The organism is Streptomyces sp. NPDC031225, from assembly GCF_055570355.1.
Genome location: NZ_JBVIHJ010000001.1, coordinates 387,034 through 413,987 on the forward strand (window position 1 = coordinate 387,034; position 26,954 = coordinate 413,987).

Genomic DNA, 26,954 nt, shown 5'->3' on the forward strand with positions numbered 1-26,954 from the left:
TCAGCCCTTGGCCACGGCACGCAGCCGGTCAACCACGTCGGCCCGCAGCTCGGCGGGCTCCAGGACCACCACGTCAGGGCCGAACTCCACCAGCCAGGCGTCCAGGCCGTGGCCGTACGGAATCTCCAACTCGTCCCAGCCGTCGCCCAGTTCCCGTACCGAGGTGGCCTTCGCCCGCAGCGGGTATCCGGCGTCGGTGCGCAGCCTGATCCGCGCGCTGCGGTCGGCGGTCTCGCCCGCCCAGCTCGCGACGGTCTCACGGACGGTCACCACATCGGGGACCGGGACCGTGAAGCGCCCGCCGCGCGAACGCACCTTCCCGGTGATCCGGGAGAGCCGGAACACCCGCTCGGCGCCCCGGTCCCGGTCGAAACCGGCCAGGTACCAGTGCCCGCGCCAGCACTCCAGCGCCCACGGCTCGACATGGCGGGGCTCGGGACGGACGGCGGTGGCCTTGCGGTAGTCGAAGACGACCGGGCGGCGGTCCCGGCAGGCCAGCATCAACGGTTCGAACGACGCCTCGTGCACCGGGATCCGCGGCTCCAGGGCGCTATGCGCCCCGTACGGGTCGACGTCCTCGGGCAGCCCCGCCGCGCGCAGCTTCTGCAGAGCACCACTGGCGGCACCGGCCAGCCGGGCCTGCTGCCACACCTTGGCGGCCAGCCCCAGGGCGGCGGCCTCCTCGGCATCGAGGGTGATGGCCGGCAGCCGGTTGCTGTCCCGGCGGGCGAGATAACCGACTTCGCCGTCGAGGTTCTCAACGGTCTCGATCACGAGCCCCAGTTCGCGCAGATCGTCCTTGTCGCGCTCGAACATCCGGTTGAAGGAGTCGTCGGAATTCGCTTCCAGGTAGGCCTCGATGGACTCACGGAGCTCGCGCTTGCTCAGCGGCCGTCGCGTCCCGAGCAGACACAGCGCCAGGTTCATCAGCCGCTCGGCCTTGGCAATGGCCATCGACGCCCTTCGCCTCCCTATGGTGCTTCCGGACGATGACCGTACCGCCCCGAAGGAGCAAGGCAAAAGCCGAGGGCCCATGCCCGGACAGGCATGGACCCCGGTTGATCGAATCCGGTCGGATGCCGTACGACGATCCGACAGCGACGCGATCTCTTATGACTTCTGCGACGACTCCGGTACGACGATCAGACGCCGAGCAGGTCGACCACGAAGATCAGGGTCTCCCCGGGCTTGATCGCCGGAGTCGGGCTCTGGTTGCCGTAGGCGAGGTGGGCGGGGATGGTCAGCTGGCGACGGCCGCCGACCTTCATGCCCTGCACGCCCTGGTCCCAGCCCTTGATGACCCGGCCGCCGCCCAGCGGGAAGCGGAACGGCTGACCGCGGTTCCAGCTGGCGTCGAACTCCTCACCGGTGCTGAAGGAGACGCCCACGTAGTGGACGGTGACGGTCTGGCCGGCCTGCGCGACCTCGCCGTCGCCCTCCCAGATGTCCTTGATCTCCAGGTCCGCCGGGGGCTCGCCGCCCGGGAAGTCGATCTCGGGCTTGTCGATGCTCACGTCACTCGCTCCTGCTTGTTCACGGAAAGGCAACAGGGGCCAGTCTTACATCCCTGCCGCGGGGACCTTCGCGCATGTCCCCCGTGCGTCACATCTTGGCCAGGATGTCCACGGTGAAGACCAGCGTGGAGTCCTTCTCGATACCGCTGCCGGCCGGCGGGTTGTCGGCGTAACCCAGCTTCGGCGGGATCGAGATGAGCACCCGGCTGCCGACCTTCTTGCCGGTCAGGCCCTGCGCCCAGCCCTTGACGACCTGCTGGAGCGAGAACGACGCCAGCTGCTTGCGGCCGTACGTCGAGTCGAACTCCTTGCCGGAATCCCACACCACGCCCTTGTACTGCACGAGCAGGGTGCTGTCGGCCGCCACCTCGTCGCCGTCGCCCTCGATGACGTACTCCGACACCAGCTTGGCGGGCGCGTCCCCCTTGGGGATCTCGATGGAGGGAGCCTTGCCGTCGGTGTTCGTGCCGACCTTGGGCAGCTTCGCGTCGCTCTGCGCGACGCTCTTGCCCTTGGCGGAGCTCTTCGCGTTGAACGTGTCCTGGATGTCGACGACGAACACCAGCGTGTCGGTGCCCTTGATGCCCGCCTGCGCGTTGCCCTCCTTGCCGTACCCCCACGTGGGCGGGATGGAGAACTGGACGCGGCTGCCGGCCTTCTTGCCCGGCAGGGCGTACCGCCAGCCGTCGATGATGCTGTTCGGCGCGAGCTGGATGACCAACGGCGTCTTGCGGTCGTAGGAATTGTCGAAGACCTTCGCCGTGGCGTAGATCTGACCGAGGTAGTGGGCCTGGATGTAGTCACCCTCGGCGACCGTGGTGCCGTTGCCCGCGATGACCGTCTTGACCGCGAGCTGGTCGGACGGGGTGCCGCTGCCCTTGGCGACGGTCGGCTTCTCACCGAGCTTCGTGCCCGCCGTGATCGCCGGCAGCGGCCCGTCGACGACCTTCGGCGGAGGCGGCGCCGGGGTGCCGGACGTCGAAGCCGAGGGCGACGCACTGTCGCTCGCCTTACTCGAGTCGGACTTGTCGTCACCGCACGCGGCGAGTGTGGCAAGTCCTGCGGGTACGGCAATGAGCAGTGAGCGTCGGCGCACGGTGGAAGCCTCGTAATCGGTCGATCTTGTGGATGGCGTGCGCGCAACTCTACGGCGTGCGAAGGGCGCCGTACGGGAAACGTACGGCGCCCGTGTTGCGTTCCGGCCGTGAAGCGGAACGCTTCGATCACATTCCGGCGATCAGTTTCTCGACCCGGTCGTCGACCGAACGGAACGGGTCCTTGCACAACACCGTGCGCTGGGCCTGGTCGTTGAGCTTGAGGTGAACCCAGTCGACGGTGAAGTCCCGGCGCTGTTCCTGCGCCCTGCGGATGAAGTCACCGCGCAACCGGGCCCGAGTCGTCTGCGGCGGAACCGACTTGCCTTCGAAGATCTTCAAGTCGTTGCAGATACGGGCGACTTGACCCTTCCTCTCCAGAAGGTAGTAGAGACCGCGACGGCGGTGGATGTCGTGATACGCGAGGTCTATCTGCGCGACCCGCGGATTGGACATGGTCATGTTGTGCTTGGCCCGGTACCGCTCGATGAGCTTGTACTTCATCACCCAGTCGATCTCGGTACCGATCCGGTCGAGGTCCTCGGCCTCGATCGAGTCCAGCACCCGGCCCCACAGCTCCAGAACCTGGTCGACGGTGCCTGTACGGATGCCACGCCGCTCGACGAAGTCCACGGCCTTCTCGTAGTACTCGCGCTGCACCTCCAGCGCGGAGGCCTCGCGGCCACTGGCCAGACGCACCTTGCGCCGGCCCGTGATGTCATGGCTGACCTCGCGGATCGCCCGGATCGGGTTCTCCAGGGTCAGGTCGCGCATCACGGTGCCCGCCTCGATCATGCGCAGCACCAGGTCGGTCGCGCCGACCTTGAGCAGCATGGTCGTCTCGGACATGTTCGAGTCGCCCACGATCACATGCAGTCGGCGGTAGCGCTCGGCGTCCGCGTGCGGTTCGTCGCGGGTGTTGATGATCGGCCGGGAGCGGGTCGTCGCCGAGGAGACGCCCTCCCAGATGTGCTCGGCCCGCTGACTGACGCAGTACACCGCGCCCCGCGGGGTCTGCAACACCTTGCCGGCGCCGCAGAGAAGCTGCCTGGTGACCAGGAACGGGATGAGAATGTCCGCGAGCCGGGAGAACTCCCCGTGGCGCGCGACGAGATAGTTCTCGTGGCAGCCGTAGGAGTTCCCGGCCGAGTCCGTGTTGTTCTTGAAGAGGTAGACGTCGCCCGCGATTCCTTCCTCGTGCAGGCGTCGTTCGGCGTCCACCAGGAGTCCTTCGAGAATGCGCTCGCCTGCTTTGTCGTGCGTGACCAGTTCGGTCACGTTGTCACATTCGGGTGTCGCGTATTCCGGATGTGACCCGACATCGAGATAGAGACGGGCGCCGTTTCGCAGAAAGACATTGCTGCTGCGGCCCCATGACACGACACGGCGGAAGAGGTACCGCGCCACCTCGTCGGGAGACAGCCGGCGCTGTCCCCTGAACGTACACGTGACGCCGTACTCGTTCTCCAGCCCGAAAATGCGGCGGTCCATGACTGAACATTACGCCCGATCCCCCGAGCTGAAACGGGGTTCGGCAGCACGGTTTGGATCATTTTCCGATGAAGCCGCAACAACCGCCCGCCCCACGGGAGCTGTGAGGACGCTTCCCGTGACCAGCAGGACCAGCAGCGACACACCCCCCGCGACACCCGGCACGGCGAAGCCCCACAGGGCCCCGCCCCGCTCGACGACCGGGCCCGCGAGCCCCGTTCCGACGGACGCCCCCACGGTGAACGTCGTCACGAGCCACGAGAAGGCCTCGGTGACCGTCCCGGCCGGAGCGTGCCGGTCGACCAGGACGAAGGCACACGCGATGACCGGCGCCAGGAACACACCCGCGAGCACCGCCAGCAGCGTCATCGCGACCGCGCCCGGCATCAGCGTCAGCGGCACGTAACACACCGCCAGGAAGCCCACCAGCACCTGCAGTCGCCGCGCGGGCTCACCGGCCCACTGCCGCGCCCCGTACACCAGGCCGCCCAGGAGCGCCCCCAGACCGATACCGGCCATCAGCCAGCCGTACACCGCGTCCCCGCCGTGCTCGTCCGCGTACGGCACGGAGGCGACCGTGATGGACCCCAGCGCGATCCCCACGAACAGGAACGCGCCCAGCAGGGCCAGCAGTCCGCGCGAGCGCAGCGCGCCGAGCCAGTGCGCCTCACGCGGTGCGGAGCGCCACGCGCGCGAGGGCGGCGACACGACCACGGAGAGGGCGCCGATCACCCCCACGGCGTTCAGCACCAGCAGGGCCGCCCGCTCCGACCACAGCGACACGCACAGGGTCACCAGCAACGGGCCGACGGTGAACATGACTTCCTGCGCCACGGCGTCCAGCGCGTACGCCCGGTGCACCTGGTCCTCCCGGCGCAGCACCGAGGGCCACAGGGCCCGCAGGCCGCCCTCCAGGGGCGGGGTGAACAGACCGGCGGCCGCCACGCACGCGTAGGCGAGCGGAAGCGGGTCGGTGCCGGTGAAGGCGAAGCCCGTCATGGCCAGCGCGGACAGAACCGCGGCGGGCAGCTGGACCCGCGGCTGTCCGTACAGGTCCACCAGGCGGCCGAGGACGGGCTGTCCGACGGCGTTGGCGACGCCGTAGACCGCCGCGAGAGCGCCCGCCAGGCTGTACGTGCCCCCTGCCGCCCGGACGAAGAGCACCAGGGCGATCGCCGCGGTCGCGTTGGGCAACCGACCCACCAGCGTGCCCGTCAGCAGGCGGACCGCGTGCCGTTCCCTGAGGATCTCCAGGTATCCCGCGGCCATGTCCCGCCTCCAAGTAATACGTATAACGTCCTCCCCCATACGTACCATGTGCGCTGTCCGCAGGTCCAGACGAAAGAGCAGGTCCACGGTGGCACCCAGCAGTACGCGCCCGACCAGCCGAGACGTCGCACAGGCCGCCGGGGTGTCCCAGGCCGCCGTCTCACTCGTCCTGGGCGACAAATGGCGCGGCCGGGTCTCCGAGACCACCGCCGAACGCGTCCGCGAAGCCGCACGCGACCTCGGCTACCGGCCCAACCTGGCCGCCCGCAACCTCCGCCTCGGCCACACCCGCACCGTCCTCCTGGTCGTCCCGGCACTCACCACCGAGTTCTTCGCAGGCGTCTACACCGGCGCCGCACGCGTCGCCGCCGACCACGGCTTCGGCGTCGTCCTGTACCCCTCCCCCGAAGGCATCGGCCCCGCCCGCGACCCCTTCGCCTCCGCCCAGGCCGCCCTCGACGGCGTCATCGCCTCCTCCATGGCCGCCGACGCCCTCACCGCCATCCGCGGCGACCAACTCCCCCTGGTCATGCTCGACAGCGACCCCTCGGGCAGCCTCGGCGCCGCCACCGTCAACCTCGACATCGCCGACGGCGTCCGCCAGGTCGCCGGCCACCTCCTCGGCCTCGGCCACCGCCACTACCTGCACCTCGCGGCCGACGTACCCTCCTGGACCTTCGAAGTACGCGCGCGCGAACTGGCCGCACAACTCGCCACCGTCCCCGGCACCACCGTCCGCACCGTCCACGCGCCCATCTCGATCGACGGCGCCCTGACCGCCGCCCAGGCCGCCCTCTCCTCCCCCGGCCCCCGCCCCACCGCCCTGGTCTGCGACGACGACAAACTCGCCGCCGGCGCCTACAAGGCCGTACGACGACTCGGCCTGCGCGTCCCCGACGACATCTCCGTCACCGGCCTGGACGACCTCGCCCTCGCCACCGCCCTCGACCCCGAACTGACGACCGTACGACTGGACGCCGAACTCTTCGGCGAACGCGGCATGAAGGCCCTGCTGGCCGTCCTGGAGGGCCGCACACCCCAAGCAGGGGACATCCCCGTCGAGTTGGTCGTACGGGGCTCCACAGCCCCTCCTGGAGCCCCCTGAAACGCCCTGTGCCCCGGCCTGAGGAGACCGGGGCACAGAAGGGGTGATGGTCAGGAAGAACACACGGGACCGGCAGGACTACTCCTCCTCGGAGTCCTCCGCCTCCTGCGCACTCTCCGCCTCCGTGGTCGCGCCACCCTCCTCCAGCAGACGACCGAGCTGACGGCCCACGATCCGCTTGAACTTGCGCTGCTGCGGACGCGTACGGTCCAGCACCGCGACCTCCAGGCGCTCCGCGGGAATCTCCCGCTCACTGCCGTTCGTGTCCCGGGACAATGCCTGCACCGCAAGCTTCAACGCCTCGGCCAGACTCACACCGTCCTGATGACGCTGGTCCAGATAGGTGCTGATCTGCTCGGCGTTGCCGCCCACCGCCACCGAACCGTGCTCGTCCACGATCGAACCGTCGTGCGGCAACCGGTAGATCTGATCCCCGTCCGGCGTGTCACCGACCTCGGCCACCACCAGCTCCACCTCGTACGGCTTCTCACCGGCCGAGGAGAAGATCGTGCCCAGCGTCTGCGCATAGACGTTGGCCAGACCACGCGCGGTCACGTCGTCACGGTCGTAGGTGTACCCACGAAGGTCGGCGTACCGCACACCGCCGATCCGCAGGTTCTCGTACTCGTTGTACTTACCGGCGGCCGCGAAGCCGATCCGGTCATAGATCTCGCTGAACTTGTGCAGCGCGCGGGACGGATTCTCACCGACGAACACGATGCCGTCGGCATACTGCAGCACGACCAGGCTGCGACCACGAGCGATGCCCTTGCGGGCGTACTCGGCCCGGTCGGCCATCGCCTGCTGAGGGGAAACATAGAACGGCGTCGACACCGGTTATCCGTCCCTTTCTGTGGAAGTCACTGCGATCACCTTGCAAGAACCGGACCAGCGGCTACAGCAGCGCGGCCCGCGGACCGTCGGGCTGCTCCAGCCGACGGGCGAGAATCGCACGGGCGATCTCGGACGACTCATCGTCGGTGAGCCGGCGGAAACCGTCCTCGGTGATCACGGTGACGATCGGGTAGATCCGGCGGGCGACATCGGGACCACCGGTCGCCGAGTCGTCGTCAGCCGCGTCGTACAGGGCCTGCACGACCAGGGTCGTGGCCTCGGCCTCACTCAGACCGTCGTGGAAGAACTTCTTCATGGCACCACGCGCGAAGATCGAGCCGGAACCGGTCGCGGCGAAGTGGTGCTCCTCGGAACGGCCGCCCGTGACGTCGTAGGAGAAGATCCTGCCCCTGCCCCGGTCCACGTCATACCCCGCGAACAGCGGCACCACGGCCAGCCCCTGCATCGCCATGCCCAGATTCGAACGGATCATGGTCGACAGCCGGTTCGCCTTGCCCTCCAGCGACAGCTGCGCGCCCTCGACCTTCTCGAAGTGCTCCAGCTCCAGCTGGAACAGCTTCACCATCTCCACGGCCAGACCCGCCGTGCCGGCGATGCCGACGGCCGAGTACTCGTCGGCCGGGAACACCTTCTCGATGTCCCGCTGCGCGATGACGTTCCCCATGGTCGCCCGCCGGTCACCGGCGAGCACCACACCGCCCGGGAAAGTGACGGCCACGATGGTCGTCCCGTGCGGCGCCTCGATCACGCCCTGCATAGGCGGCAGTTGCCGGTTCCCCGGCAGCATCTCCGGCTGATGCTCGGACAGGAAGTCCATGAAGGACGACGACCCAGGCGTCAGGAAGGCAGCTGGTAGACGCCCGGTGCTACGAGTGTTGGCTTCCACGCGATTCCTTCCACGTAAGCGGCGGCCCGACGGACGGCGTCGGGATCGTCTCCCAACTTGCCGATGGCCGAATTACAGTTGAAGCACAGTACGCCTCGGACCCTACCCGTCTTGTGGCAGTGATCCACATGAACGGCCGGAGCCTTCAGACAGATCACGCAGAGCCCCATCTGAGAGGCGACCATCTCGTCACGTTCGGCTTCGGTGAGGTTGTAGTGGCGCTTCAGGTGACCTGCACGTCCCTGCACCGCTTTGCACGACTTGCAGAGGGTCGCCAGGCCATCCGACGCGCTACGGTTTTGCGTCCACTCGCTGTGCGGTTTGGTCTCACCACAGGTGCGGCAGTACTTGTGCCCTTCGGGCGTCTCCACCCTGGGCCGGACGTTGCACCCCTTCGCCACCTGCCTCTGCTGGTGATACGCAGCCGCGCACGCACGGCAGTAGGCCTGCAAGCCGTCACGCATCGACTTGTTCCTCGCGAAGGCTGCTCGCGGCTTGCACTCTTTGCACCGCGAACAGCGCCTCACGACTTCTTCACTTTCCAGGTCGAGCATCCCCCGAAGCCTTTAATTCGAAGGCTACTCGCCGCCCTTCTGAACGAAACTTCGAACGAAGTCCTCTGCGTTCTCTTCGAGCACATCATCGATTTCGTCCAGAACCGAGTCGACGTCGTCGCTCAGCTTCTCCTGGCGCTCCTTGAGGTCCTCGGAACCCTGCGTTTCCGCGGTCTGTTCCTCGACCTCCTCGGTGTTGCGCGTGGCCTTCTGCTGTCCGCCGCCGGTGTCCTTGGTCGCCATAACCCCTCACCCCGCTCGGTTCGACGTTCTTGATCAGACCCTACAAGCAGGGTCTGACATCGGCCCCGCAGTTCCTACAACGTACGGGGGCCATCTCGATGATTCCCTCTGGCCAGGTTTTCCACCCTGTGGGGCGGCCCGGCCCGAGTACCCTTTCAGCCGCCCGACAGCACCCTGACCAGGTCTTCTGCCGTGCGACAGCGGTCAAGGAGCTCCTTGACGTGATTTCGCGTTCCGCGAAGCGGTTCCAGGGTTGGGACGCGCTGGAGCGAATCCCGGCCCGGGAGGTCGAAGATCACCGAGTCCCAGGACGCCGCGGCGACGTCGTCGGCGTACTGCTCCAGGCAGCGTCCGCGGAAGTACGCGCGTGTGTCCTCGGGGGGCTTGGTGCGGGCCCGCTCGACGTCCTGTTCGTCGAGGAGCCGTTTCATGCGGCCGCGGGCCGCGAGACGGTTGTAGAGGCCCTTCTCGGACCGTACGTCGGCGTACTGGAGGTCGAGGAGGTGGAGTTTCGCGGCGTCCCAGTCGAGGTCGTCGCGGCGCCGGTACCCCTCCATGAGTTCGCGCTTGGCGACCCAGTCGAGTTCGCCGGCGAGGCTCATGGGGTCGTTCTCCAGGCGGTTGAGGGTGTCCTCCCAGCGGGCGAGGACGTCCTTGGTCTGGTCGTCCGCGTCGGCACCGAACCGCTCTTCGACGTACTTGCGGGCCAGTTCGTAGTACTCCATCTGGAGCTGGACCGCGGTGAGTGTGCGGCCGCTGCGGAGGGTGACCAGGCGCTGGAGAGTCGGGTCGTGGGAGACCTGGTGGAGAGTGCGGACGGGCTGGTCGACGGCCAGGTCGACGGCGATGAAGCCGTCCTCGATCATGGACAGGACGAGCGCTGTGGTGCCGAGTTTCAGATAGGTGGAGATCTCCGAGAGGTTGGCGTCGCCGATGATCACGTGGAGGCGGCGGTACTTCTCGGCGTCGGCGTGCGGTTCGTCGCGGGTGTTGATGATGGGTCGCTTGAGGGTGGTCTCCAGGCCCACCTCGACCTCGAAGTAGTCGGCGCGCTGGCTGAGCTGGAAGCCGTGTTCGTGGCCGTCCTGGCCGATGCCGACTCGGCCGGCCCCTGCGAAGACCTGCCGGGAGACGAAGAAGGGCGTGAGGTGGCGCACGATGTCCGAGAAGGGGGTTTCCCGCTTCATCAGGTAGTTCTCGTGCGTGCCGTAGGAGGCGCCCTTGTTGTCGGTGTTGTTCTTGTAGAGGTGGATGGGCTGGGCGCCGGGGAGCTGTGCGGCTCGTTCGGCGGCCTCGGCCATGATGCGCTCGCCGGCCTTGTCCCAGAGGACGGCGTCGCGCGGGTTGGTGACCTCGGGGGCGCTGTATTCGGGGTGTGCGTGGTCGACGTAGAGCCGTGCGCCGTTGGTGAGGATGACGTTGGCGAGGCCGATGTCCTCGTCGGTGAGCTGGCTGGAGTCGGCGGTTTCGCGGGCGAGGTCGAAGCCCCGTGCGTCCCGTAGGGGGTTCTCCTCCTCGAAGTCCCAGCGGGCCCGTCGGGCCCTGTGCATCGCCGCCGCGTAGGCGTTGACGATCTGGGACGAGGTGAGCATGGCATTGGCGTTGGGGTGGCCGGGGACGGAGATCCCGTACTCCGTCTCGATGCCCATTACTCGCCGTACGGTCATGCGGCCCTCCTTGCCCGGCGGCGCCCTCGGTCGGGGGCGGCGCTCAAGTACCGCTGGCGCTCCGGTGCGTGTGCGGTGCCCGTCCCCGCACTGCGCGACTCGGCGGTACCCAAGAGCCTAGAACGGCTCCGCGCTGGTGGGGAGATCATTTGCGTCATTGCCTTGCTCGCCTCTGTTCCGGTTAGTTGCCTGAAAAACAGTCGGCTGCGGGTACCCCGGTGAGGGCACCCGCAGCCGCCCTGTCTTTACAGGTACTGACCGGTGTTGGCCACCGTGTCGATGGAGCGTCCGGTGTCGGCGCCCTGCTTTCCGGTGATGAGCGTACGGATGTAGACGATCCGTTCGCCCTTCTTTCCGGAGATGCGGGCCCAGTCGTCCGGGTTGGTGGTGTTGGGCAGGTCTTCGTTCTCCTTGAACTCGTCCACGCAGGCCTGGAGGAGGTGGGAGACGCGGAGGCCCTTCTGGTTCTGGTCGAGGAAGTCCTTGATCGCCATCTTCTTGGCGCGGCCCACGATGTTCTCGATCATGGCGCCGGAGTTGAAGTCCTTGAAGTAGAGGACTTCCTTGTCGCCGTTGGCGTAGGTGACTTCCAGGAAGCGGTTTTCCTCGGATTCGGCGTACATGTGTTCCACGGCCGTCTGGATCATGCTCTGGACGGTGGTGGTCCTGTTGCCGCCGTGCTCGCCGACGTCGTCGGAGTGCAGCGGGAGGCGCTCGGTGAGGTATTTGGCGAAGATGTCCTTGGCCGCTTCGGCGTCCGGCCGCTCGATCTTGATCTTCACGTCGAGTCGGCCGGGGCGCAGGATGGCGGGGTCGATCATGTCCTCGCGGTTGGAGGCACCGATGACGACCACGTTCTGCAGGCCTTCGACGCCGTCGATCTCGGCGAGGAGCTGCGGGACGATGGTGTTCTCGACGTCGGAGCTGACGCCGGAGCCGCGGGTGCGGAAGAGGGATTCCATCTCGTCGAAGAAGACGATGACGGGGGTGCCCTCGGAGGCCTTCTCCCTGGCGCGCTGGAAGACGAGGCGGATCTGCCGCTCGGTCTCGCCGACGTACTTGTTGAGGAGTTCGGGGCCCTTGATGTTGAGGAAGAAGCTCTTGCCGGTGGCTTGGCCGGTGACCTCGGCGACCTTCTTGGCCAGCGAGTTGGCGACGGCCTTGGCGATGAGCGTCTTGCCGCATCCGGGCGGTCCGTAGAGCAGGACGCCCTTGGGCGGGCGCAGCTCGTGCTCCTTGAAGAGGTCGGGGTAGAGGTAGGGGAGCTCGACCGCGTCGCGGATCATCTCGATCTGTCCGCCGAGGCCACCGATCTGCTCGTAGCCGATGTCGGGGACCTCTTCGAGGACGAGTTCCTCGACCTCGCTCTTCGGTACGACCTCGTAGACGTACCCGGAGCGGGGTTCGAGCAGGAGGGCGTCGCCGGGTCGGATGACGACGTCCAGGAGTGGTTCGGCGAGCCGGACCACTCGTTCCTCGTCGGTGTGTCCCTGTACGAGGGCGCGCTCGCCGTCCTCGAGGATCTCCTTGAGGGTGACGATGTCGCCGACGCTCTCGTATTCCATGGCCTCGACCACGTTGAGAGCTTCGTTGAGCATCACTTCCTGGCCACGCCGGAGCTCTTCGAGCTCGACGCTTGGGCTGACGTTCACCCGTAGTTTGCGGCCACCGGTGAAGATGTCGGCGGTGCCGTCCTCGTTCGCTTCGAGGAAGACGCCGAAGCCGGCTGGTGGCTGTGCGAGCCGGTCGACCTCCTCCTTGAGGGCCACGATCTGGTCGCGGGCCTCACGGAGTGTGTTGGCCAGTCGCTCGTTCTGGGCGGACACGCCGGCCAGGTTTGTCTGTAGCTCGACGATCCGCTCTTCGAGAATCCTCGTGTGTCGCGGAGAGTCGGCGAGCTTGCGTCGCAGGACGGCGATCTCCTGCTCAAGGTAGGCAATCTGCCCGGCCGGGTCGTCGGACCCTCGTCCCGGGCGGATGCCGCGGTTCATGTCGTCGTCGTGGGCTGCCACGGTCCTCACCTCCTCCAAGGGGAGCTGGACGCTTCCAGACCCTACCTGGGTGGGTGTCGATTGAAACCCCTAGATCACAAAGACTGTCGAGGTGTGTCCGATCTTCACCCTTGCGCTCTCCCTCACGCCAGGGGAATACCCACCGAACATGATTGGGAAGCCGCCGGAGGTAGGGTCGAAGTGTTCAACACCCGTCAGAGCTGGCCTGATTCCCGCCGGCTCGGCACTTAAACGGCAGGAGAGATGAGCGTGCAGCAGGAGGCCGAGGTCGGCGGCGAGGCGCTGGAGGTCTGGATCGACCAGGATCTCTGTACCGGCGACGGCATCTGCGTGCAGTACGCGCCAGAGGTGTTCGAGCTGGACATCGACGGTCTGGCCTATGTGAAGGGCTCGGACGACGAGCTTCTCCAGGACAGGGGCGCCACAACGCCCGTACCGCTGCCCCTTCTCACCGATGTGGTCGACTCCGCGAAGGAGTGTCCGGGCGACTGCATCCACGTACGTCGAGTTTCGGACAGGGTGGAGATCTACGGTCCGGACGCCGAGTGACCCGATAGTCGCCCTGTGTGACCGTTGTCCGGTTTCCCACAGATGTGATCGCTTCGGTCAGACGGTGTGCGTGCCCGCCGGTGTGGAGCGGACGAACGCGCCGTCCTTCCACTGCCACTCGACCTTGTCCGTCATGTCCGGGCAGCAACTCGGTACGTCGGACGTGGAGTAGCCGAGCAGGGTCGCGAGGACTGCTCCGTCGCTCAGCGTGAAGTCGGTGACGGTGTTGCGGGTCTTCGGGCTCAGCAGGGTGGCGACGACGCGGGGTTCGCCGGTGCTCTTCGCGCGCGTGATGACGTAGACGCCGTCGGGCGGGGTGCCCATGGGGGCGTCGCAGTGCACGACTACGACGGTTTCCGGCCGTCCGTCGCCGTCGAGGTCTCCGGAGATCCGCTTCTGCACCTTCGCCTTGACCGGGCCGCAGTCGATGGGGAAGTGGACGTCCGTGGGATCGGGTGCCGTGGTGACCACGGGGGCGGTCCGGGCCTCGGGGCCGGCCGCCTGGGCTGCCGTCGCCGGGTTGGGCTGGAGGATCGAGGAGAAGGCCACGACTCCCGCCACGGCGGTGGCGGTGGCGACCCAGTGGATCGGGCGGGTGTGCGTGTGTGCCAGTTCCGGGACGGCGGATTGCTGCACTAGGAGCGTCTCCTGTGAGGGCTGTGCCGGTGGGGGGTGGCCAGCATGGTGCCACACGTCACAGGGCGGGGAAAACGGCGGGGTCCGAGGTTACAGGCTTCCCCGTCGGGTTTGTTCGGTTTGTGGCGTGGTGTCAACACAAGGGCGCCGCTGCCGTGTTCCGGAGGGTTTCCGGGAACGCGGCAGCGGCGCCGGTGCGTTGTCGGGGTGTGCGGGGTGTCAGCGACCGCCGCCGCCGTCGGGGAGTGCGGGGTGTCAGCGACCGCCGCCGCCGTCGGCGTTGGGGCCGGTGTAGTCCTCGCCGTAGGAGCCCTTGGAGGGGCGGCGGCGGCGCATGGGCGGCTCGACGCCGTCCGCGAGGCGGCGGGCGGTGAGGAGGAAGCCGGTGTGGCCGATCATGCGGTGGTCCGGGCGGACGGCCAGGCCCTCCACGTGCCAGTTGCGGATCATCGACTCCCAGGAGGTGGGCTCGTTGAAGGAGCCGATCTCACGGATGGACTCGACGGTCCGGGCGAGCTGGGTGGTGGTGGCGACGTAGCAGCACAGGATGCCGCCGGGGACGAGCGCCTTGGAGACGGCCTCCAGACACTCCCAGGGGGCGAGCATGTCGAGGACGACGCGGTCGACGTCGGTGTCGGACAGGTTGTCCTGGAGGTCGCCGACGGTGAGCTGCCAGGCGGGGTGGGGGCCGCCGAAGTAGCGCTCGACGTTCTGCTGGGCGATCTCGGCGAAGTCCTCGCGGCGCTCGTAGCTGTGCAGCATGCCCTGGTCGCCGATGGCGCGCAGCAGGAAGCTGCTGAGCGAGCCGGAGCCGACGCCTGCCTCCACGACGCGGGCGCCGGGGAAGATGTCGGCGAAGGCGAGGATCTGCCCCGCGTCCTTGGGGTAGACCACGGCGGCGCCGCGGGGCATGGACAGGACGTAGTCGGGGAGCAGGGGGCGCAGCGCGAGATAGGCGACGTTACCGGTGGTGCGGACAACGCTGCCCTCGGGTGCGCCGATCAGCTCGTCGTGCGGGAAGGAACCCTTGTGGGTGTGGAAGTTCTTTCCCTCTTCGAGCGTGAACGTGTAGTGACGGCCCTTGGGGTCGGTCAGCTGAACCTGGTCCCCGACCTTGAAGGGCCCGCGCCTGCGGGCGGCACCGGTCGGTTCGGACATGTGAACAGCCTACCGGGGTTTGTGGGGGCCACCGACCACTAGGACGGCCTGGCCATGGCCTTCACGAAGGCACGCTCGACGTCGGCCGCGGACAGCACGCCGTAGATCTCGCCGCTCTCCTCGACGACGAGGTATTCGGTCGCGGGGGTCTCGCGCAGGGCGTCCAGGAGGTCCTCGCCGGCCAGCTCCGCAGAGACGCGCATGCCGTCGGTGAGGTCCTGGGCGAGGCCGCTGACGGCGACCCAGGGGCGGCGGTGTTCGGGTACGCCGACGATGGCGGCCTCGCGGACGAGGGAGAGCGGGGTGCCTTCGGCGTCGACGACGACCAGGGCGCGGGCGCCGGCGGCGTTGGCGCGGCGCAGGGCCTCGGACAGGGGTGTGTGGGTCTCGACGGGGACCGCGCGGCGGGTGAGGGTGCGGGCGCGCAGGTCGGGGAGGTGTTCGCGCAGGCGGGCCATGCGGAGGCTGTTGCCGGCGCCGGTCCAGATGATCGCGGCGAGGATCGCGGCGAGCAGGGCGTCCATCACGGTGTCCATGCCGACGTTGTCCTCGGCGGTGGAGCCGAGCGCTCCGGACTGGGTGAGCAGCGGGAGGCCGATGAGGACGGAGACGGCGAGCGCGCGGCCGACCCAGGCGGCGGCGACGGTGCCGGTCATGGGTCGGCCGGTGATCTTCCAGACGACGGCGCGGAGCATGCGGCCGCCGTCGAGCGGGAGGCCGGGCAGGAGGTTGAAGGCGGCCACGATGAGGTTGGAGATCATCAGGCCGCCGAGCAGGACGGCGGGGACCGTGCCGGGTTCGACGGGCTGGAGGGCGACGTAGAAGAGGCCGGCGAGGACGAGGGAGAGCAGCGGGCCGACGAAGGCCAGGACGAACTCCCGGCCGGGGGTCTCGGCTTCCTTCTCGATCTCGGAGACGCCGCCGAAGAACTGCAGCTGGATGCGGCGGACGGGGAGTTTGAAGCGGAGGGCCGCGACGGTGTGGGCCAGTTCGTGGACGAGGACGGAGGCGTAGAAGGCGACCGCGAAGAAGAGGGAGACGAGGTAGCGGGCGGCGCCGAGCTCGGGCAGCACGCGGTCCAGCTGGCCGCCGAACACCCAGGTGATGAGCGCGGCGACGAGGAACCAGCTGGGGGCGACGTAGACGGGCACGCCGAAGGGACGGCCCATCAGCAGTCCGCCGCGGGGCTGCGGCTGCTGGGGCGGGCGGTTCTTGGGGGTGGCACCGGAGTGGGCGAGGGTGCGGTGGTCGTCGGCAGTGCCGTGCTCCTCGGGTTTCCGGAGCTCGACGGGGGGTTGCCGGGGATCGCCGAGGGGGCGGCCGGGGTCCTGCTCTGCGCCCGGGTGCTCGCCGGTGCGGGTGCTGTCGTCGGGGGCCTCGGCGGCCTCGGGGGCGAGCTTGGCCGGGGGCGTGCCGGTGTCGCTGTCGGATGCGGGTGCATCGGCGGCTGCGGGGGTGTCGGCGGTCGCTTCCGGTGTCTGCGTGGCGGCCGGGGGCCGGACCGCGTCGGGCGCTGTGTCGGCCGCGGTGGGCTCTTCGGCCCGCGGAGTCTCTTCCGGCTCGGGCGGCGATGCGGCGCGGTCGGCGGTTGCCGGGGCCTGGGGGGCGTTGTCGTCGGCGGCCGGTTCGCGTGCGGTGCCGCTCCCGGGGGCCGGGGAAGGCTGGTCGGCGGGAGGTGCGGCGGGGCCGTCGGTTCCGTGGCCGGCGTCGGGTCGGGGCGTGTGGTCGGCGTTCGTGGCGGTCGCCGTCCTGTTGTCGTGGGGGTCGGTGGTCTGGGCCGTGGGCCCTGCGTGGGGCTTGGCCGACCTGTCCGTGCCGGACTGCGGCTGCCCGCTCCCGCCGCTCTCGTCCACGATGTCCCCTCGTTCGAAGCGTCTTCCGCGCCTGCCGTGCGGAAGGGTCTCGGGTCGATGGTATGCGGCGGTCGCAACGCGTTCCGCCCCGGCACCCCCGCGTTTCCCCGGGGTCGCGGCGGTGACGGCCGCGACTGGGTCACTGTCAGTGGCGGGCCGTATGGTCTGTGGTCATGGAGACGAGCACCGAGGGCACGGCGGAGGCCGCGAGCGGCGACCCGGGGGCGGCGACGGAGCCGGTCGTGGTCGAACCGGCGGCGGAGGCGGCGGCAGAGGCAGTGGTGGAGGGCGCCGGTGAGGTGTCCCGGTCCGCCATAGCGCCTGCGTCCCTCTCCCCCTCGCGGGCCAGTGACTTCATGCAGTGCCCGCTGCTGTACCGGTTCCGGGTGATCGACCGGCTGCCGGAGAAGCCGAGCGAGGCGGCGACCCGGGGGACCCTGGTGCACTCGGTGCTGGAGCGGCTTTTCGACGCGCCGGCCACCGAGCGGACCGCGCCGAAGGCCAAGTCGCTCGTCCCGGGCCAGTGGGACCGGCTCAGGGAGAGCCGGCCGGAGGTGGTCGAGCTGTTCGCCGACGATCCGGACGGCGAGCGGCTGACGCGCTGGCTCGGTGAGGCGGAGCGGCTGGTCGAGCGGTGGTTCACGCTGGAGGACCCGACGCGGCTGGAGCCCGCCGAGCGGGAGTTGTTCGTCGAGACGGAGCTGGACTCGGGGCTGAGGCTGCGCGGGATCATCGACCGGGTCGACGTGGCGCCGACCGGCGAGGTGCGGATCGTCGACTACAAGACGGGCAAGGCGCCCCGGCCCGAGTACGCCGAGGGTGCGTTGTTCCAGATGAAGTTCTACGCCCTGGTGGTGTGGCGGCTGAAGAACGTGATCCCTCGCCGGCTTCAGCTCGTGTATCTAGGCAGCGGTGACGTCCTGACGTACGACCCGGTCCTCGCCGATCTGGAGCGCGTCGAGCGCAAGTTGCTGGCCCTGTGGGAGGCGATCCGGCAGGCCACGGAGACGGGCGAGTGGCGGCCGCGTCCCACCAAGTTGTGCGGCTGGTGCGACCACCAGGCGCACTGCCCGGAGTTCGGCGGTACTCCCCCGCCGTATCCGCTGCCGGTGAGGGAGGCCGGTCCGGTTCCGGCGGAGGGTCCGGAGGGCGCGTCCCCTGAGACACGGCTGCTGCCGGTGAGGGCGGCCGAGTCGGCGGGCGCGGCGCAGGGCAGAATGGGGCCGGACTAGCGAAGGAGACTTACGTGGCCATCCGCGTCCTACTCGTCGACGACCAGCCGCTGCTGCGTACCGGCTTCCGGATGATTCTGGAGGCCGAGCAGGACATCGCGGTCGTGGGCGAGGCCGGAGACGGCCTTCAGGCCATCGACCAGGTCCGGGCGTTGCAGCCCGACGTGGTCCTGATGGACATCCGTATGCCGCGGATGGACGGTGTGGAGGCGACCCGGCAGATCACCGGGCCGGGGCGGGACGGCCCGGCGAAAGTGCTGGTGCTGACCACCTTCGACCTGGACGAGTACGTGGTGGAGGCGCTGCGGGCGGGGGCCAGCGGGTTCCTGTTGAAGGACGCCCCGGCCAACGAGCTCGTGCAGGCGATCCGGGTGGTGGCCGCGGGTGAGGCGATGCTCGCGCCGAGCATCACGCGCCGGCTGCTCGACAAGTACGCCACGCATCTGCCGTCGGGTGACGAGCCGGTGCCGGACACGCTGCACACGCTCACCGACCGGGAGGTCGAGGTGCTGAAGCTGGTGGCGCGCGGGCTGTCCAACGCGGAGATCGCCGCGGATCTGTTCGTCAGTGAGACCACCGTGAAGACGCATGTCGGTCACGTCCTGACCAAGCTGGGGCTGCGGGACCGGGTGCAGGCCGCGGTGTACGCGTACGAGAGCGGTCTGGTGCGTCCCGGGGCGCAGTAGCCGGCAGCAGCGGTGGTGAGCGAAGAGGGCGTCCCCTTCCTGACAGGGGGCGCCCTCTTCGTGTGTGCGGCCGGCGGACCGGGTCGGCCGTCGGATCAGCCCTTGCTGAGTTCCCAGAAGCGGAACACTGTGGAGGCGTCGAGGCAGTACTCCAGGCCGTAGACGTCGTCGCGGACGACGGCGTACTGCTTGGCCTGCCAGACGGGCAGGACGGGGACGTCCCTGGCGACGATGTCCTGGAGTGTGGCGAAGGGGTCGTCGGTGGCCGCGCGGTCCGGCTGCGCCGCGGTCTGCGGGATGAGCGTGCCGGTGATCTTGTTGTTGCTGTAGTTGTTGTCGAGCACGTTGCCCTTGCCGAAGAAGGGCGCCGTGAAGTTGTCGGCGTCCGGGTAGTCGGGCACCCAGCCCTTCACGTAGACGCCGTACTTGCCGGCGGCGATGTCCTTCTCGTACTGGTCGAAGGGCACGGACTTCACGTCGGCGGCGAACAGGCCGCTGGCGTTGAGCTGCTGGGCGATCGTCTTGAGTTCCTGGTCGGTGGCCGGGCCGTAGCGGGACGGGGTCGACCACAGGGTCAGTTTCACCTTGCCGGTGATGCCGTCGTCGGCCAGGGCGGCGGCGGCCAGGGACCTGGAGGGCTGGGCGCCGTAGGTGTCGAAGAAGGCCGTGTTGTGGCCGGCGATACCGGCCGGGATGATCGAGTAGAGCGCGGTCGCGGTGCCCTGGTAGACCTCGTCGATGAGGGCTTCGCGGTCGAGCAGGTAGGCGATCGCCTTGCGGACGCCGAGCTGTCCGGTGACGGGGTCGTCCATGTTGAAGACGAGGTGCTGGACCTCGGCGCTGGTGCCCTCGACGACCTCGACGCCGGAGTCGGGCGAGGCGTTCTCGATGTCGGTGATGTCGCCCGCGGTGAGGCCGCGGTAGGCGATGTCGACCTTCTTGTCGGTGAGGGCGGTCTTCAGGGCGGCCTGGTCCCCGTGGAAGAACTTCAGCGTCACGCCGGAGTTCTGGGGCTCGGCGGTGCCCTTGTAGTTCTCGTTGACGGAGAACACGGCCTCGTCGTCGCCGAACGAGTCGAGCCGGTAGGGGCCGGAGCCGACGGCCTCGCCGTCCTTGCGCAGTCCGTCGGCGTCGTACTGCGTGTGGTCGACGATGGAACCCGCACCGGAGGCGATCTTGCTCGGGAAGGTGGCGTCCGGGGTGTTCAGCGTGAAGACGACGGTCTTCTCGTCCGGGGTCTCGACCTTGTCGAGCATCGGGAACATGATCGCGGGACCGGCGTCGTCGTTGATCTTCAGGGTGCGGTCGAAGGAGAACTTGACGTCCTGCGAGGTGAGCGAGTCGCCGTTGCTGAACTTGAGGCCGGGCTTGAGCGTGCACGTGTACACCTGGGTCTTGGTGTCCGTGAACCTGCAGCTCTGGGCGGCGTCGGGCTCCGGTTCCGTGTTGCCCTTGGGGAAGCTGAGCAGCGACTGGAAGACGTTGTTGAACAACAGCCAGGAGCCTGGGTCGTAGCCGGAGGCCGGGTCGGTGGCGAGGACGTCGTCGGACATCCCCACGACCACCGAGGAGCCGCCGGAACCGGAGTCACCGGAGTCCGTGCCGCAGCCGGTCAGCAGGCCGGTGGCCAGCCCCGCGACGATCGGCAGGACCGGCCACTGTATGCGCTTGTTCACGTGCGAGTGCCCTTGTCGTCGATTCTTGTGGAATCCCGGGGCCCGTCCGTGAAGGCCCCGGGTGGGGAAAGGCGTCGGCCGGGTCAGCCGCTCACGCCTTTGCCGAGTTCCCACAGCTGCAGCGTCGACGAGGAGTTGAGCGCGTAGGCGGTGCCCGTGACGTCGTCGCGGGCGGCGACGTACTGGTTGCCCTGCCACAGCGGCAGCACGGGGACGTCGTTGGCGACGATGTCCTGGATCTCGGTCAGGCTTCCGGACGCGGCGATGCGGTCGGCCTCGCGGCGGGAGTCCGGGATCAGGCTGTTGCGGATCTTGGTGTTGTCGTAGGGCGAGCCGAGGAAGTTGTCCTTGTCGAGGAACGGCGCGATGTAGTTGTCGGCGTCGGGGAAGTCCGGGAACCAGCCCATGCCGTAGACGTCGTACTCGCCCTTCTGCTCCGCCGGGCGGAAGGCCGACCAGGGGGCGCCCTTGATGCTGACCTCGAAGAGCCCGCTGCCGTTGAGCTGCTTCTGGAGGTCCTCGAACTCCTCCTTGGTGGCCGGGCCGTAGTGGTCGGTCGTGTAGTGCAGGGTCAGCTTCACCGGGGTGGTGATACCGGCCTCGGTCAGCAGGGACTTGGCCTTGGTGGCGCTCGGGTCGCCGTACTTGTTGAAGAACGCGTTGACGTGACCGGTGATGGTGGCCGGTACCAGCGAGAAGAGCGGCTGGGCCTGGGTGCCGTAGACCTTGGAGACGAGTTCGCCGCGGTTGATCAGCTGGGCCATCGCCTGGCGTACGGCGCGGGCCTTCACGGACGGGGCGTCGGTGTTGAAGGCCAGGTAGCGGATCTCCAGGCCGGCCATTTCCACAAGGTCGACGTCGCCGCCGGACTCGTTGGAGAGCTTCTGGATCTGCGCGGGCGACATGGTGCGGGTGATGAGGTCGATGTCGCCCTTCGTGAGGGCGGTGCCCATCGCGGCGGCGCTCGTGAAGGAGCGCAGTTCGACCTCGTCGTTGTTCACCTTCAACGACCCCTTGTAGTTGGGGTTCTTGGTGAACACGGCGCTGACGAGCTCGTCGTTCTTGACGTCGGCCTTCATCGTGTAGGGGCCGGAGCCGTCGATGTCGAAGCCGTCGCGGAGCTTGTTCTTCGCGTAGTCGTCGGGGTTGACGATGCCGGCGACCGGGGTCGACAGCTTGTACGGGAAGGTGGCGTCGGCGGTCTTGAGGTGGAAGATGACCTGGCGCTCGCCCTTGGTCTCGACGGTGTCGATGGTGGACAGCAGGGCGAAGACGCCGGAGTCCGCCTTGAGGGCGAGGGCACGGTCGATGGAGTACTTCACGTCCGCCGCGGTGATGGAGTCGCCGTTGGCGAACTTGAGGCCGTCGCGCAGGGTGCAGACGTAGCGTTCGTTGCCGCTGTCGCTGAAGCCGCAGGACTGGGCGGCCTCGGGCACCGGGTCGCCCTCGCCCTTCGGCTGGATCATCAGGGTCTGCACGGTCTGGCGCAGGACGTTCCAGGTGCCGACGTCGTAGGCGTAGGCCGGGTCGAGCGGCGCGGGCGCGTCCTTCGTGGCGGTGAACCGGTCCGTGGTGCCGACGCCGATCGCGTCGCTCCCGCCGCTGCCGCTGTCGGTCCCGCCGCAGGCGGCGAGCACCGGCGCGAGCAGACCGATGACGGCCGGCAGCACCAAAGTCTTGCGGTTCATGCGCGAGTTTCTCCACAGCTGTCGAGTCCGTGTACCCGGCATGCATGGGTGGTGCGGCGGATCACGGGATGAGGGCGATGTTCTCACCAGGAGATTAGTCCGGACCGGCAGGAGGGTTCGCGGCCACCGGAGTTGGGCCCCCATCACACAGTGGAACCGGGTGTGGACGCACCGAATACCGACCAGGGGAATGATTAGTGCAGGTTTCCATGAATCGGGACACATGGGCGCGTCCAGAAGCCCGGAATCGGGGCGTCCGGCACAGCCTCGCCCGCCTGTCGAGGCCCGCCCGCGTGGGGAACGTCACAACCGTAACGAGGCGGGAGGCTACCGGAATTCGACCATCCGGCGCGCTTGGAATTACCGTGCCGGGGATCTTGGGAATTACCGCGCTATCCGCGTTGCACGCTGGGTGAACACCCGAGGCATTTCCGTCATCGAAGGGTCATGAGGCCGCGCAGGAATGTCAGGTCGATCTCTTCGAGGGAGCTGACGACGGTGCGTCCGGGGGCCGGGGCGATGGGAGCCACCGAGGGGACGGCCACGACCTGGCAGCCGGCGGCCTCGGCGGCGGCGACACCGGTGGCGGTGTCCTCGACGACCGCGCATCTGACCGGATCCGCACCGAGTCCGGCGGCGGCGAACAGATACGGGTCGGGGTACGGCTTGGTGCGGGACACCTCGTCTCCGGCGACCGTGAGGGCGAAGTGCTGGGGGCCGAGGGACGCGAGGACCCGGTCGATGATGCGCCGGTGCGAGGCGGAGACCAGGGCCGTGGGGATCCGGTGCGCGGACAGTTCGGTCAGCAGTCGGAGCGCGCCCGGCATCAGGGGCAGTTCGCGGCCGATGCGGTCCTCGAAGCCGTCGTTGAGCAGGACGCTGAGTTCGGCGAGGGTGATGTCTGCGCCGGTGGCCTCGATCAGGAAGCCGGCGCTGCGGGTCATGGGGCCGCCGACCACGACATGGCGCCAGGAGTCGTCGAGGGTGTGGCCGAGGCGGGCGAAGACGTCGACCTCGACGTCCCACCAGAAGCCCTCGGTGTCCACCAGGGTGCCGTCCATGTCGAGGAGGACGGCCTGAAGTGCCGAGCCGTCTGCCGTTCGGGTTACGGGCGCGGGGACCGTGCTGGTCATCCACGTACCTCCTTGAGGGACGAGCAGGCCGGTCCCCCGCACGGGGAACCGGCCTCCAGTGGACCGACCAGTGTACGACTTATCCGATCAGTGTGCTCGGTGAGTCATGACTCAGGAGCGTGTCACCGGGCGTTGAAGTACTTCGCCTCCGGGTGGTGGATGACGATCGCGTCGGTGGACTGCTCGGGGTGGAGCTGGAACTCCTCCGAGAGGTGGACGCCGATCCGCTCGGGCTGGAGCAGGTCGGCGATCTTGGCGCGGTCCTCCAGGTTGGGGCAGGCGCCGTAGCCGAGGGAGAAGCGGGCACCGCGGTACTTCAGGGAGAACATGTCCTCGATCTCGCTGGGGTCCTCGCCCGCGAAGCCGAGCTCGGACCGCACGCGCGCGTGCCAGTACTCGGCGAGTGCCTCGGCCAACTGGACGGACAGTCCGTGCAGTTCGAGGTAGTCGCGGTAGGCGTTCGCCTCGAACAGCTTGGCGGTCTGCTCGCCGATCCGGGAGCCGACGGTGACGACCTGGAAGCCGACGACGTCGGTCTCCCCGGACTCCTCGGGGCGGAAGAAGTCGGCGAGGCAGAGCCGGCGGCCGCGGCGCTGGCGCGGGAAGGTGAAGCGGGTGCGTTCGTTGCCCTGCTCGTCCAGGATGATCAGGTCGTCGTCCTTGGACACGCAGGGGAAGTAGCCGTAGACGACGGCGGCTTCGAGGAGGTTCTCGGTCTGCAGCTGGTCGAGCAGTCCGCGCAGGCGCGGCCGTCCCTCGGTGTCGACGAGCTCCTCGTACGTCGGTCCCTCGCCGGTGCGGGCCTGCTTGAGTCCCCACTGGCCCTTGAACAGGGCGCCCTCGTCGAGCCAGGAGGCGTACTCCTTGAGCTGGATGCCCTTGATGACGCGGGTACCCCGGAAGGGCGGTGTGGGGACCGGGTTGTCGGTGGCGACGTCGGAGCGGACGTGCCCCTCTTCGGGCCGCTCCTCCTCGACGGGTACGGCGCTCGCGCGCACCCGGCGCTGCTTGAGCTCGGGCAGCTTGGCGCCGGGCACGCCGCGCTTGACGCCGATGAGGGCGTCCATGAGACGCAGGCCCTCGAAGGCGTCGCGGGCGTAGCGGACCTCGCCCTCGTAGATCTCGTGCAGGTCCTGTTCGACGTAGGCCCGGGTCAGGGCCGCTCCGCCCAGGATGACCGGGAAGTCGGTGGCCATGCCGCGCTGGTTGAGCTCCTCCAGGTTCTCCTTCATGATCACCGTCGACTTGACCAGGAGGCCGGACATGCCGATCACGTCGGCGCGGTGCTCCTCCGCCGCCTCCAGGATCGCGGAGACCGGCTGCTTGATGCCGAGGTTGACCACGTTGTAGCCGTTGTTGGACAGGATGATGTCGACGAGGTTCTTGCCGATGTCGTGGACGTCGCCGCGCACGGTCGCCAGGACGATGGTGCCCTTGCCCTCGGCGTCGGACTTCTCCATGTGCGGTTCGAGGTGGGCCACCGCGGTCTTCATCACCTCGGCCGACTGCAGCACGAACGGCAGCTGCATCTGGCCGGAGCCGAACAGCTCACCGACCACCTTCATGCCGTCCAGGAGGATCTCGTTGACGATGTCCAGGGCCGGGCGGCTCTGCAGGGCCTCGTCGAGGTCGGCCTCCAGGCCGTTCTTCTCACCGTCGATGATGCGGCGCTTGAGGCGCTCCTCCAGCGGCAGCGCGGCCAGTTCCTCGGCGCGGCCCGCCTTCAGGGACTTGGTGGTGGCGCCCTCGAAGAGCTGCATGAGCTTCTGGAGGGGGTCGTAGCCCTCGGCGCGCCGGTCGTGGATCAGGTCGAGGGCGGTCTGGACCTCCTCCTCGCTGAACCGGGCGATCGGCAGGATCTTCGACGCGTGCACGATCGCCGAGTCCAGGCCCGCCTTCACGCACTCGTCCAGGAACACGGAGTTGAGCAGGATGCGGGCGGCCGGGTTCAGGCCGAAGGAGATGTTGGACAGGCCCAGGGTGGTCTGCACGTCCGGGTGGCGGCGCTTGAGCTCGCGGATCGCCTCGATGGTGGCGACGCCGTCCTTGCGGGACTCCTCCTGACCGGTACAGATCGTGAAGGTCAGGGTGTCGATGAGGATGTCCGACTCGTGGATGCCCCAGTTGCCGGTCAGGTCCTCGATCAGCCGCTCGGCGATGGCGACCTTGTGCTCGGGGGTGCGGGCCTGGCCCTCCTCGTCGATCGTGAGGGCGATCAGCGCGGCGCCGTGCTCCTGCGCCAGCTTGGTGACCTTCGCGAAACGGGACTCGGGGCCGTCGCCGTCCTCGTAGTTGACCGAGTTGATCACCGCGCGGCCGCCGAGCTTCTCCAACCCGGCCTGGATGACGGGGACCTCGGTGGAGTCGAGCACGATCGGCAGGGTGGAGGCGGTGGCGAAGCGGCCGGCCAGCTCCTTCATGTCGGCGACACCGTCACGGCCGACGTAGTCCACGCAGAGGTCCAGCATGTGGGCGCCCTCGCGGATCTGGTCGCGGGCCATCTCCACACAGTCGTCCCAGCGCGCCTCCAGCATCGCCTCACGGAACTTCTTGGAGCCGTTCGCGTTCGTCCGCTCACCGATCGCCAGGTAGGAGGTGTCCTGGCGGAAGGGGACCGTCTGGTAGAGGGAGGCGGCACCCGGCTCGGGACGCGGGTCCCGCTCGGAGGGCGTGACACCGCGGACGCGGTCGACGACCTGGCGCAGGTGCTCGGGGGTGGTGCCGCAGCAGCCGCCGATCAGGGACAGGCCGTAGTCGCGGACGAAGTTCTCCTGCGCGTCGGCCAGGCCCTCGGGGTCGAGCGGGAAGTGCGCGCCGTCCTTGGTGAGGATCGGCAGGCCCGCGTTGGGCATGCACAGCAGCGGGATGCGGGAGTGGCGGGCAAGATAGCGCAGGTGCTCGCTCATCTCGGCGGGGCCGGTCGAGCAGTTCAGGCCGATCATGTCGATGCCCAGCGGCTCCAGCGCGGTCAGCGCGGCACCGATCTCCGAGCCCAGCAGCATCGTGCCGGTCGTCTCGAACGCCATCGAGACCACCAGCGGCACGTCGGTGCCGGTCGCCTCCAGCGCGCGCCGGGCGCCGAGGACGGAGGCCTTCGTCTGGAGCAGGTCCTGCGTGGTCTCGACGATCAGGGCGTCCGCGCCGCCCGCGAGCAGGCCCTCGACGTTGGCCTGGTAGCCGTCGCGGATCGTGGCGTAGTCGATGTGGCCGAGGGTGGGCAGCTTGGTGCCGGGGCCGACCGAGCCGAGGACCCAGCGCTGGCGGCCGTCGCGGGCGGTGTGCTCGTCTGCCGCCTCGCGGGCGATCCGGGCGCCCGCCTCGGAGAGCTCGTGCACCCGGTCGGCGATGTCGTACTCCGACGCGGCCGTGTGGTTGGAACCGAAGGTGTTGGTCTCGACGCAGTCGACGCCCACCGCGAAGTACGCGTCGTGGACGGAACGGACGATGTCGGGGCGGGTCACGTTGAGGATCTCGTTGCAGCCTTCGAGATTCTCGAAGTCCTCCAGCGTCGGATCCTGGGCCTGCAGCATGGTGCCCATCGCTCCGTCGGCGACCACCACTCTGGTGGCGAGCGCCTGACGGAGCGCGGACACACGGGTCCGGCTGTCGGCGGAAGGGGTCAGTGGCGACGAGGCCATGAAAGGGCTCCCTCA

The 26,954-nt window shown here is 68.6% G+C and carries 22 protein-coding genes; 4 read left to right on the plus strand and 18 right to left on the minus strand.

The window, feature by feature from the left end; all coding sequences use genetic code 11:
• The 5 genes from ACZ48Z_RS01800 to ACZ48Z_RS01820 form a co-directional block, all read right to left on the minus strand.
• On the minus strand, positions 1–954 hold the full coding sequence (locus ACZ48Z_RS01800) for a helix-turn-helix transcriptional regulator (RefSeq protein WP_468733798.1): 954 nt from the start codon (positions 952–954) through the stop codon (positions 1–3).
• Between the two features lie 188 nt (positions 955–1,142).
• Positions 1,143–1,514 (minus strand): FKBP-type peptidyl-prolyl cis-trans isomerase, encoded by a 372-nt coding sequence (locus ACZ48Z_RS01805; RefSeq protein WP_424881269.1) that lies wholly within the window; start codon positions 1,512–1,514, stop codon positions 1,143–1,145.
• Positions 1,515–1,602: 88 nt separating this feature from the next.
• Positions 1,603–2,610 carry an FKBP-type peptidyl-prolyl cis-trans isomerase gene (locus ACZ48Z_RS01810; protein ID WP_468733799.1) on the minus strand — a complete coding sequence of 336 codons (1,008 nt, stop codon included), beginning with the start codon at positions 2,608–2,610 and terminating at the stop codon, positions 1,603–1,605.
• A gap of 127 nt (positions 2,611–2,737) precedes the next feature.
• A complete protein-coding gene (pafA, locus tag ACZ48Z_RS01815) occupies positions 2,738–4,099 on the minus strand; it encodes a Pup--protein ligase (RefSeq protein WP_468733800.1) in 1,362 nt (453 codons plus the stop codon).
• 9 nt (positions 4,100–4,108) lie between these two features.
• Positions 4,109–5,368 carry an MFS transporter gene (locus ACZ48Z_RS01820; RefSeq protein WP_468733801.1) on the minus strand — a complete coding sequence of 420 codons (1,260 nt, stop codon included), beginning with the start codon at positions 5,366–5,368 and terminating at the stop codon, positions 4,109–4,111.
• Positions 5,369–5,456: 88 nt separating this feature from the next.
• On the opposite strand from ACZ48Z_RS01820, the gene ACZ48Z_RS01825 reads away from it, so the two are divergent.
• On the plus strand, positions 5,457–6,473 hold the full coding sequence (locus ACZ48Z_RS01825; RefSeq protein WP_468733802.1) for a LacI family DNA-binding transcriptional regulator: 1,017 nt from the start codon (positions 5,457–5,459) through the stop codon (positions 6,471–6,473).
• A gap of 78 nt (positions 6,474–6,551) precedes the next feature.
• Here ACZ48Z_RS01825 and prcA read toward each other — a convergent pair whose 3' ends face one another.
• The 6 genes from prcA to arc all read right to left on the minus strand — a co-directional run bounded on the left by prcA (position 6,552) and on the right by arc (position 12,690).
• Complete coding sequence (gene prcA, locus ACZ48Z_RS01830; protein ID WP_468733803.1) at positions 6,552–7,307, minus strand: proteasome subunit alpha; 756 nt, start codon at positions 7,305–7,307, stop codon at positions 6,552–6,554.
• A gap of 61 nt (positions 7,308–7,368) precedes the next feature.
• Entirely contained in the window at positions 7,369–8,214 is an 846-nt protein-coding gene (gene prcB, locus ACZ48Z_RS01835; RefSeq protein ID WP_468733804.1) for a proteasome subunit beta, read from the minus strand.
• Complete coding sequence (locus ACZ48Z_RS01840) at positions 8,166–8,768, minus strand: endonuclease VII domain-containing protein (RefSeq protein ID WP_468733805.1); 603 nt, start codon at positions 8,766–8,768, stop codon at positions 8,166–8,168. Before ACZ48Z_RS01840 ends, prcB begins: the two co-directional genes overlap by 49 nt.
• A 24-nt stretch (positions 8,769–8,792) precedes the next feature.
• The gene (locus tag ACZ48Z_RS01845; RefSeq protein WP_007380863.1) at positions 8,793–9,011 is read right to left on the minus strand and encodes a ubiquitin-like protein Pup; all 219 of its coding nucleotides are present in this window, start codon (positions 9,009–9,011) and stop codon (positions 8,793–8,795) included.
• A 155-nt stretch (positions 9,012–9,166) separates the two neighbouring features.
• Positions 9,167–10,678, minus strand: coding sequence for a depupylase/deamidase Dop (dop, locus tag ACZ48Z_RS01850; protein WP_468733806.1), 1,512 nt, complete (start codon positions 10,676–10,678; stop codon positions 9,167–9,169).
• 245 nt (positions 10,679–10,923) lie between these two features.
• Positions 10,924–12,690, minus strand: coding sequence for a proteasome ATPase (arc, locus tag ACZ48Z_RS01855; RefSeq protein WP_468733807.1), 1,767 nt, complete (start codon positions 12,688–12,690; stop codon positions 10,924–10,926).
• A gap of 243 nt (positions 12,691–12,933) precedes the next feature.
• On the opposite strand from arc, the gene ACZ48Z_RS01860 reads away from it, so the two are divergent.
• The gene (locus ACZ48Z_RS01860; RefSeq protein WP_468733808.1) at positions 12,934–13,239 is read left to right on the plus strand and encodes a ferredoxin; all 306 of its coding nucleotides are present in this window, start codon (positions 12,934–12,936) and stop codon (positions 13,237–13,239) included.
• A 57-nt stretch (positions 13,240–13,296) separates the two neighbouring features.
• On the opposite strand, the gene ACZ48Z_RS01865 is transcribed toward ACZ48Z_RS01860, so the two are convergent.
• From ACZ48Z_RS01865 to ACZ48Z_RS01875, 3 genes are all read right to left on the minus strand, one after another.
• Positions 13,297–13,875 carry a hypothetical protein gene (locus ACZ48Z_RS01865; protein WP_468733809.1) on the minus strand — a complete coding sequence of 193 codons (579 nt, stop codon included), beginning with the start codon at positions 13,873–13,875 and terminating at the stop codon, positions 13,297–13,299.
• Positions 13,876–14,130: 255 nt separating this feature from the next.
• A complete protein-coding gene (locus ACZ48Z_RS01870) occupies positions 14,131–15,033 on the minus strand; it encodes a tRNA (adenine-N1)-methyltransferase (RefSeq protein ID WP_328745811.1) in 903 nt (300 codons plus the stop codon).
• 38 nt (positions 15,034–15,071) lie between these two features.
• Positions 15,072–16,886, minus strand: a complete 1,815-nt coding sequence (locus ACZ48Z_RS01875; RefSeq protein ID WP_468733810.1) for a site-2 protease family protein — start codon at positions 16,884–16,886, stop codon at positions 15,072–15,074.
• Between the two features lie 173 nt (positions 16,887–17,059).
• Between ACZ48Z_RS01875 and ACZ48Z_RS01880 the strand changes: the two genes are divergently transcribed.
• Positions 17,060–18,118 carry a RecB family exonuclease gene (locus ACZ48Z_RS01880; RefSeq protein ID WP_468733811.1) on the plus strand — a complete coding sequence of 353 codons (1,059 nt, stop codon included), beginning with the start codon at positions 17,060–17,062 and terminating at the stop codon, positions 18,116–18,118.
• 14 nt (positions 18,119–18,132) lie between these two features.
• Positions 18,133–18,804 (plus strand): response regulator, encoded by a 672-nt coding sequence (locus tag ACZ48Z_RS01885; protein WP_093774523.1) that lies wholly within the window; start codon positions 18,133–18,135, stop codon positions 18,802–18,804.
• 95 nt (positions 18,805–18,899) lie between these two features.
• Here the strand turns inward: ACZ48Z_RS01885 and ACZ48Z_RS01890 are convergent, their stop codons facing one another.
• From ACZ48Z_RS01890 to metH, 4 genes are all read right to left on the minus strand, one after another.
• Positions 18,900–20,480: an ABC transporter substrate-binding protein gene (locus ACZ48Z_RS01890; protein ID WP_468733812.1), complete on the minus strand. Its 1,581-nt coding sequence runs from the start codon at positions 20,478–20,480 to the stop codon at positions 18,900–18,902.
• 83 nt (positions 20,481–20,563) lie between these two features.
• Entirely contained in the window at positions 20,564–22,168 is a 1,605-nt protein-coding gene (locus ACZ48Z_RS01895) for an ABC transporter substrate-binding protein (protein ID WP_468733813.1), read from the minus strand.
• Positions 22,169–22,602: 434 nt separating this feature from the next.
• Positions 22,603–23,301 carry an HAD family hydrolase gene (locus tag ACZ48Z_RS01900; protein ID WP_468733814.1) on the minus strand — a complete coding sequence of 233 codons (699 nt, stop codon included), beginning with the start codon at positions 23,299–23,301 and terminating at the stop codon, positions 22,603–22,605.
• A 122-nt stretch (positions 23,302–23,423) separates the two neighbouring features.
• Positions 23,424–26,939 (minus strand): methionine synthase, encoded by a 3,516-nt coding sequence (gene metH, locus ACZ48Z_RS01905; RefSeq protein WP_468733815.1) that lies wholly within the window; start codon positions 26,937–26,939, stop codon positions 23,424–23,426.
• Between the last annotated feature and the right edge of the window lie 15 nt (positions 26,940–26,954).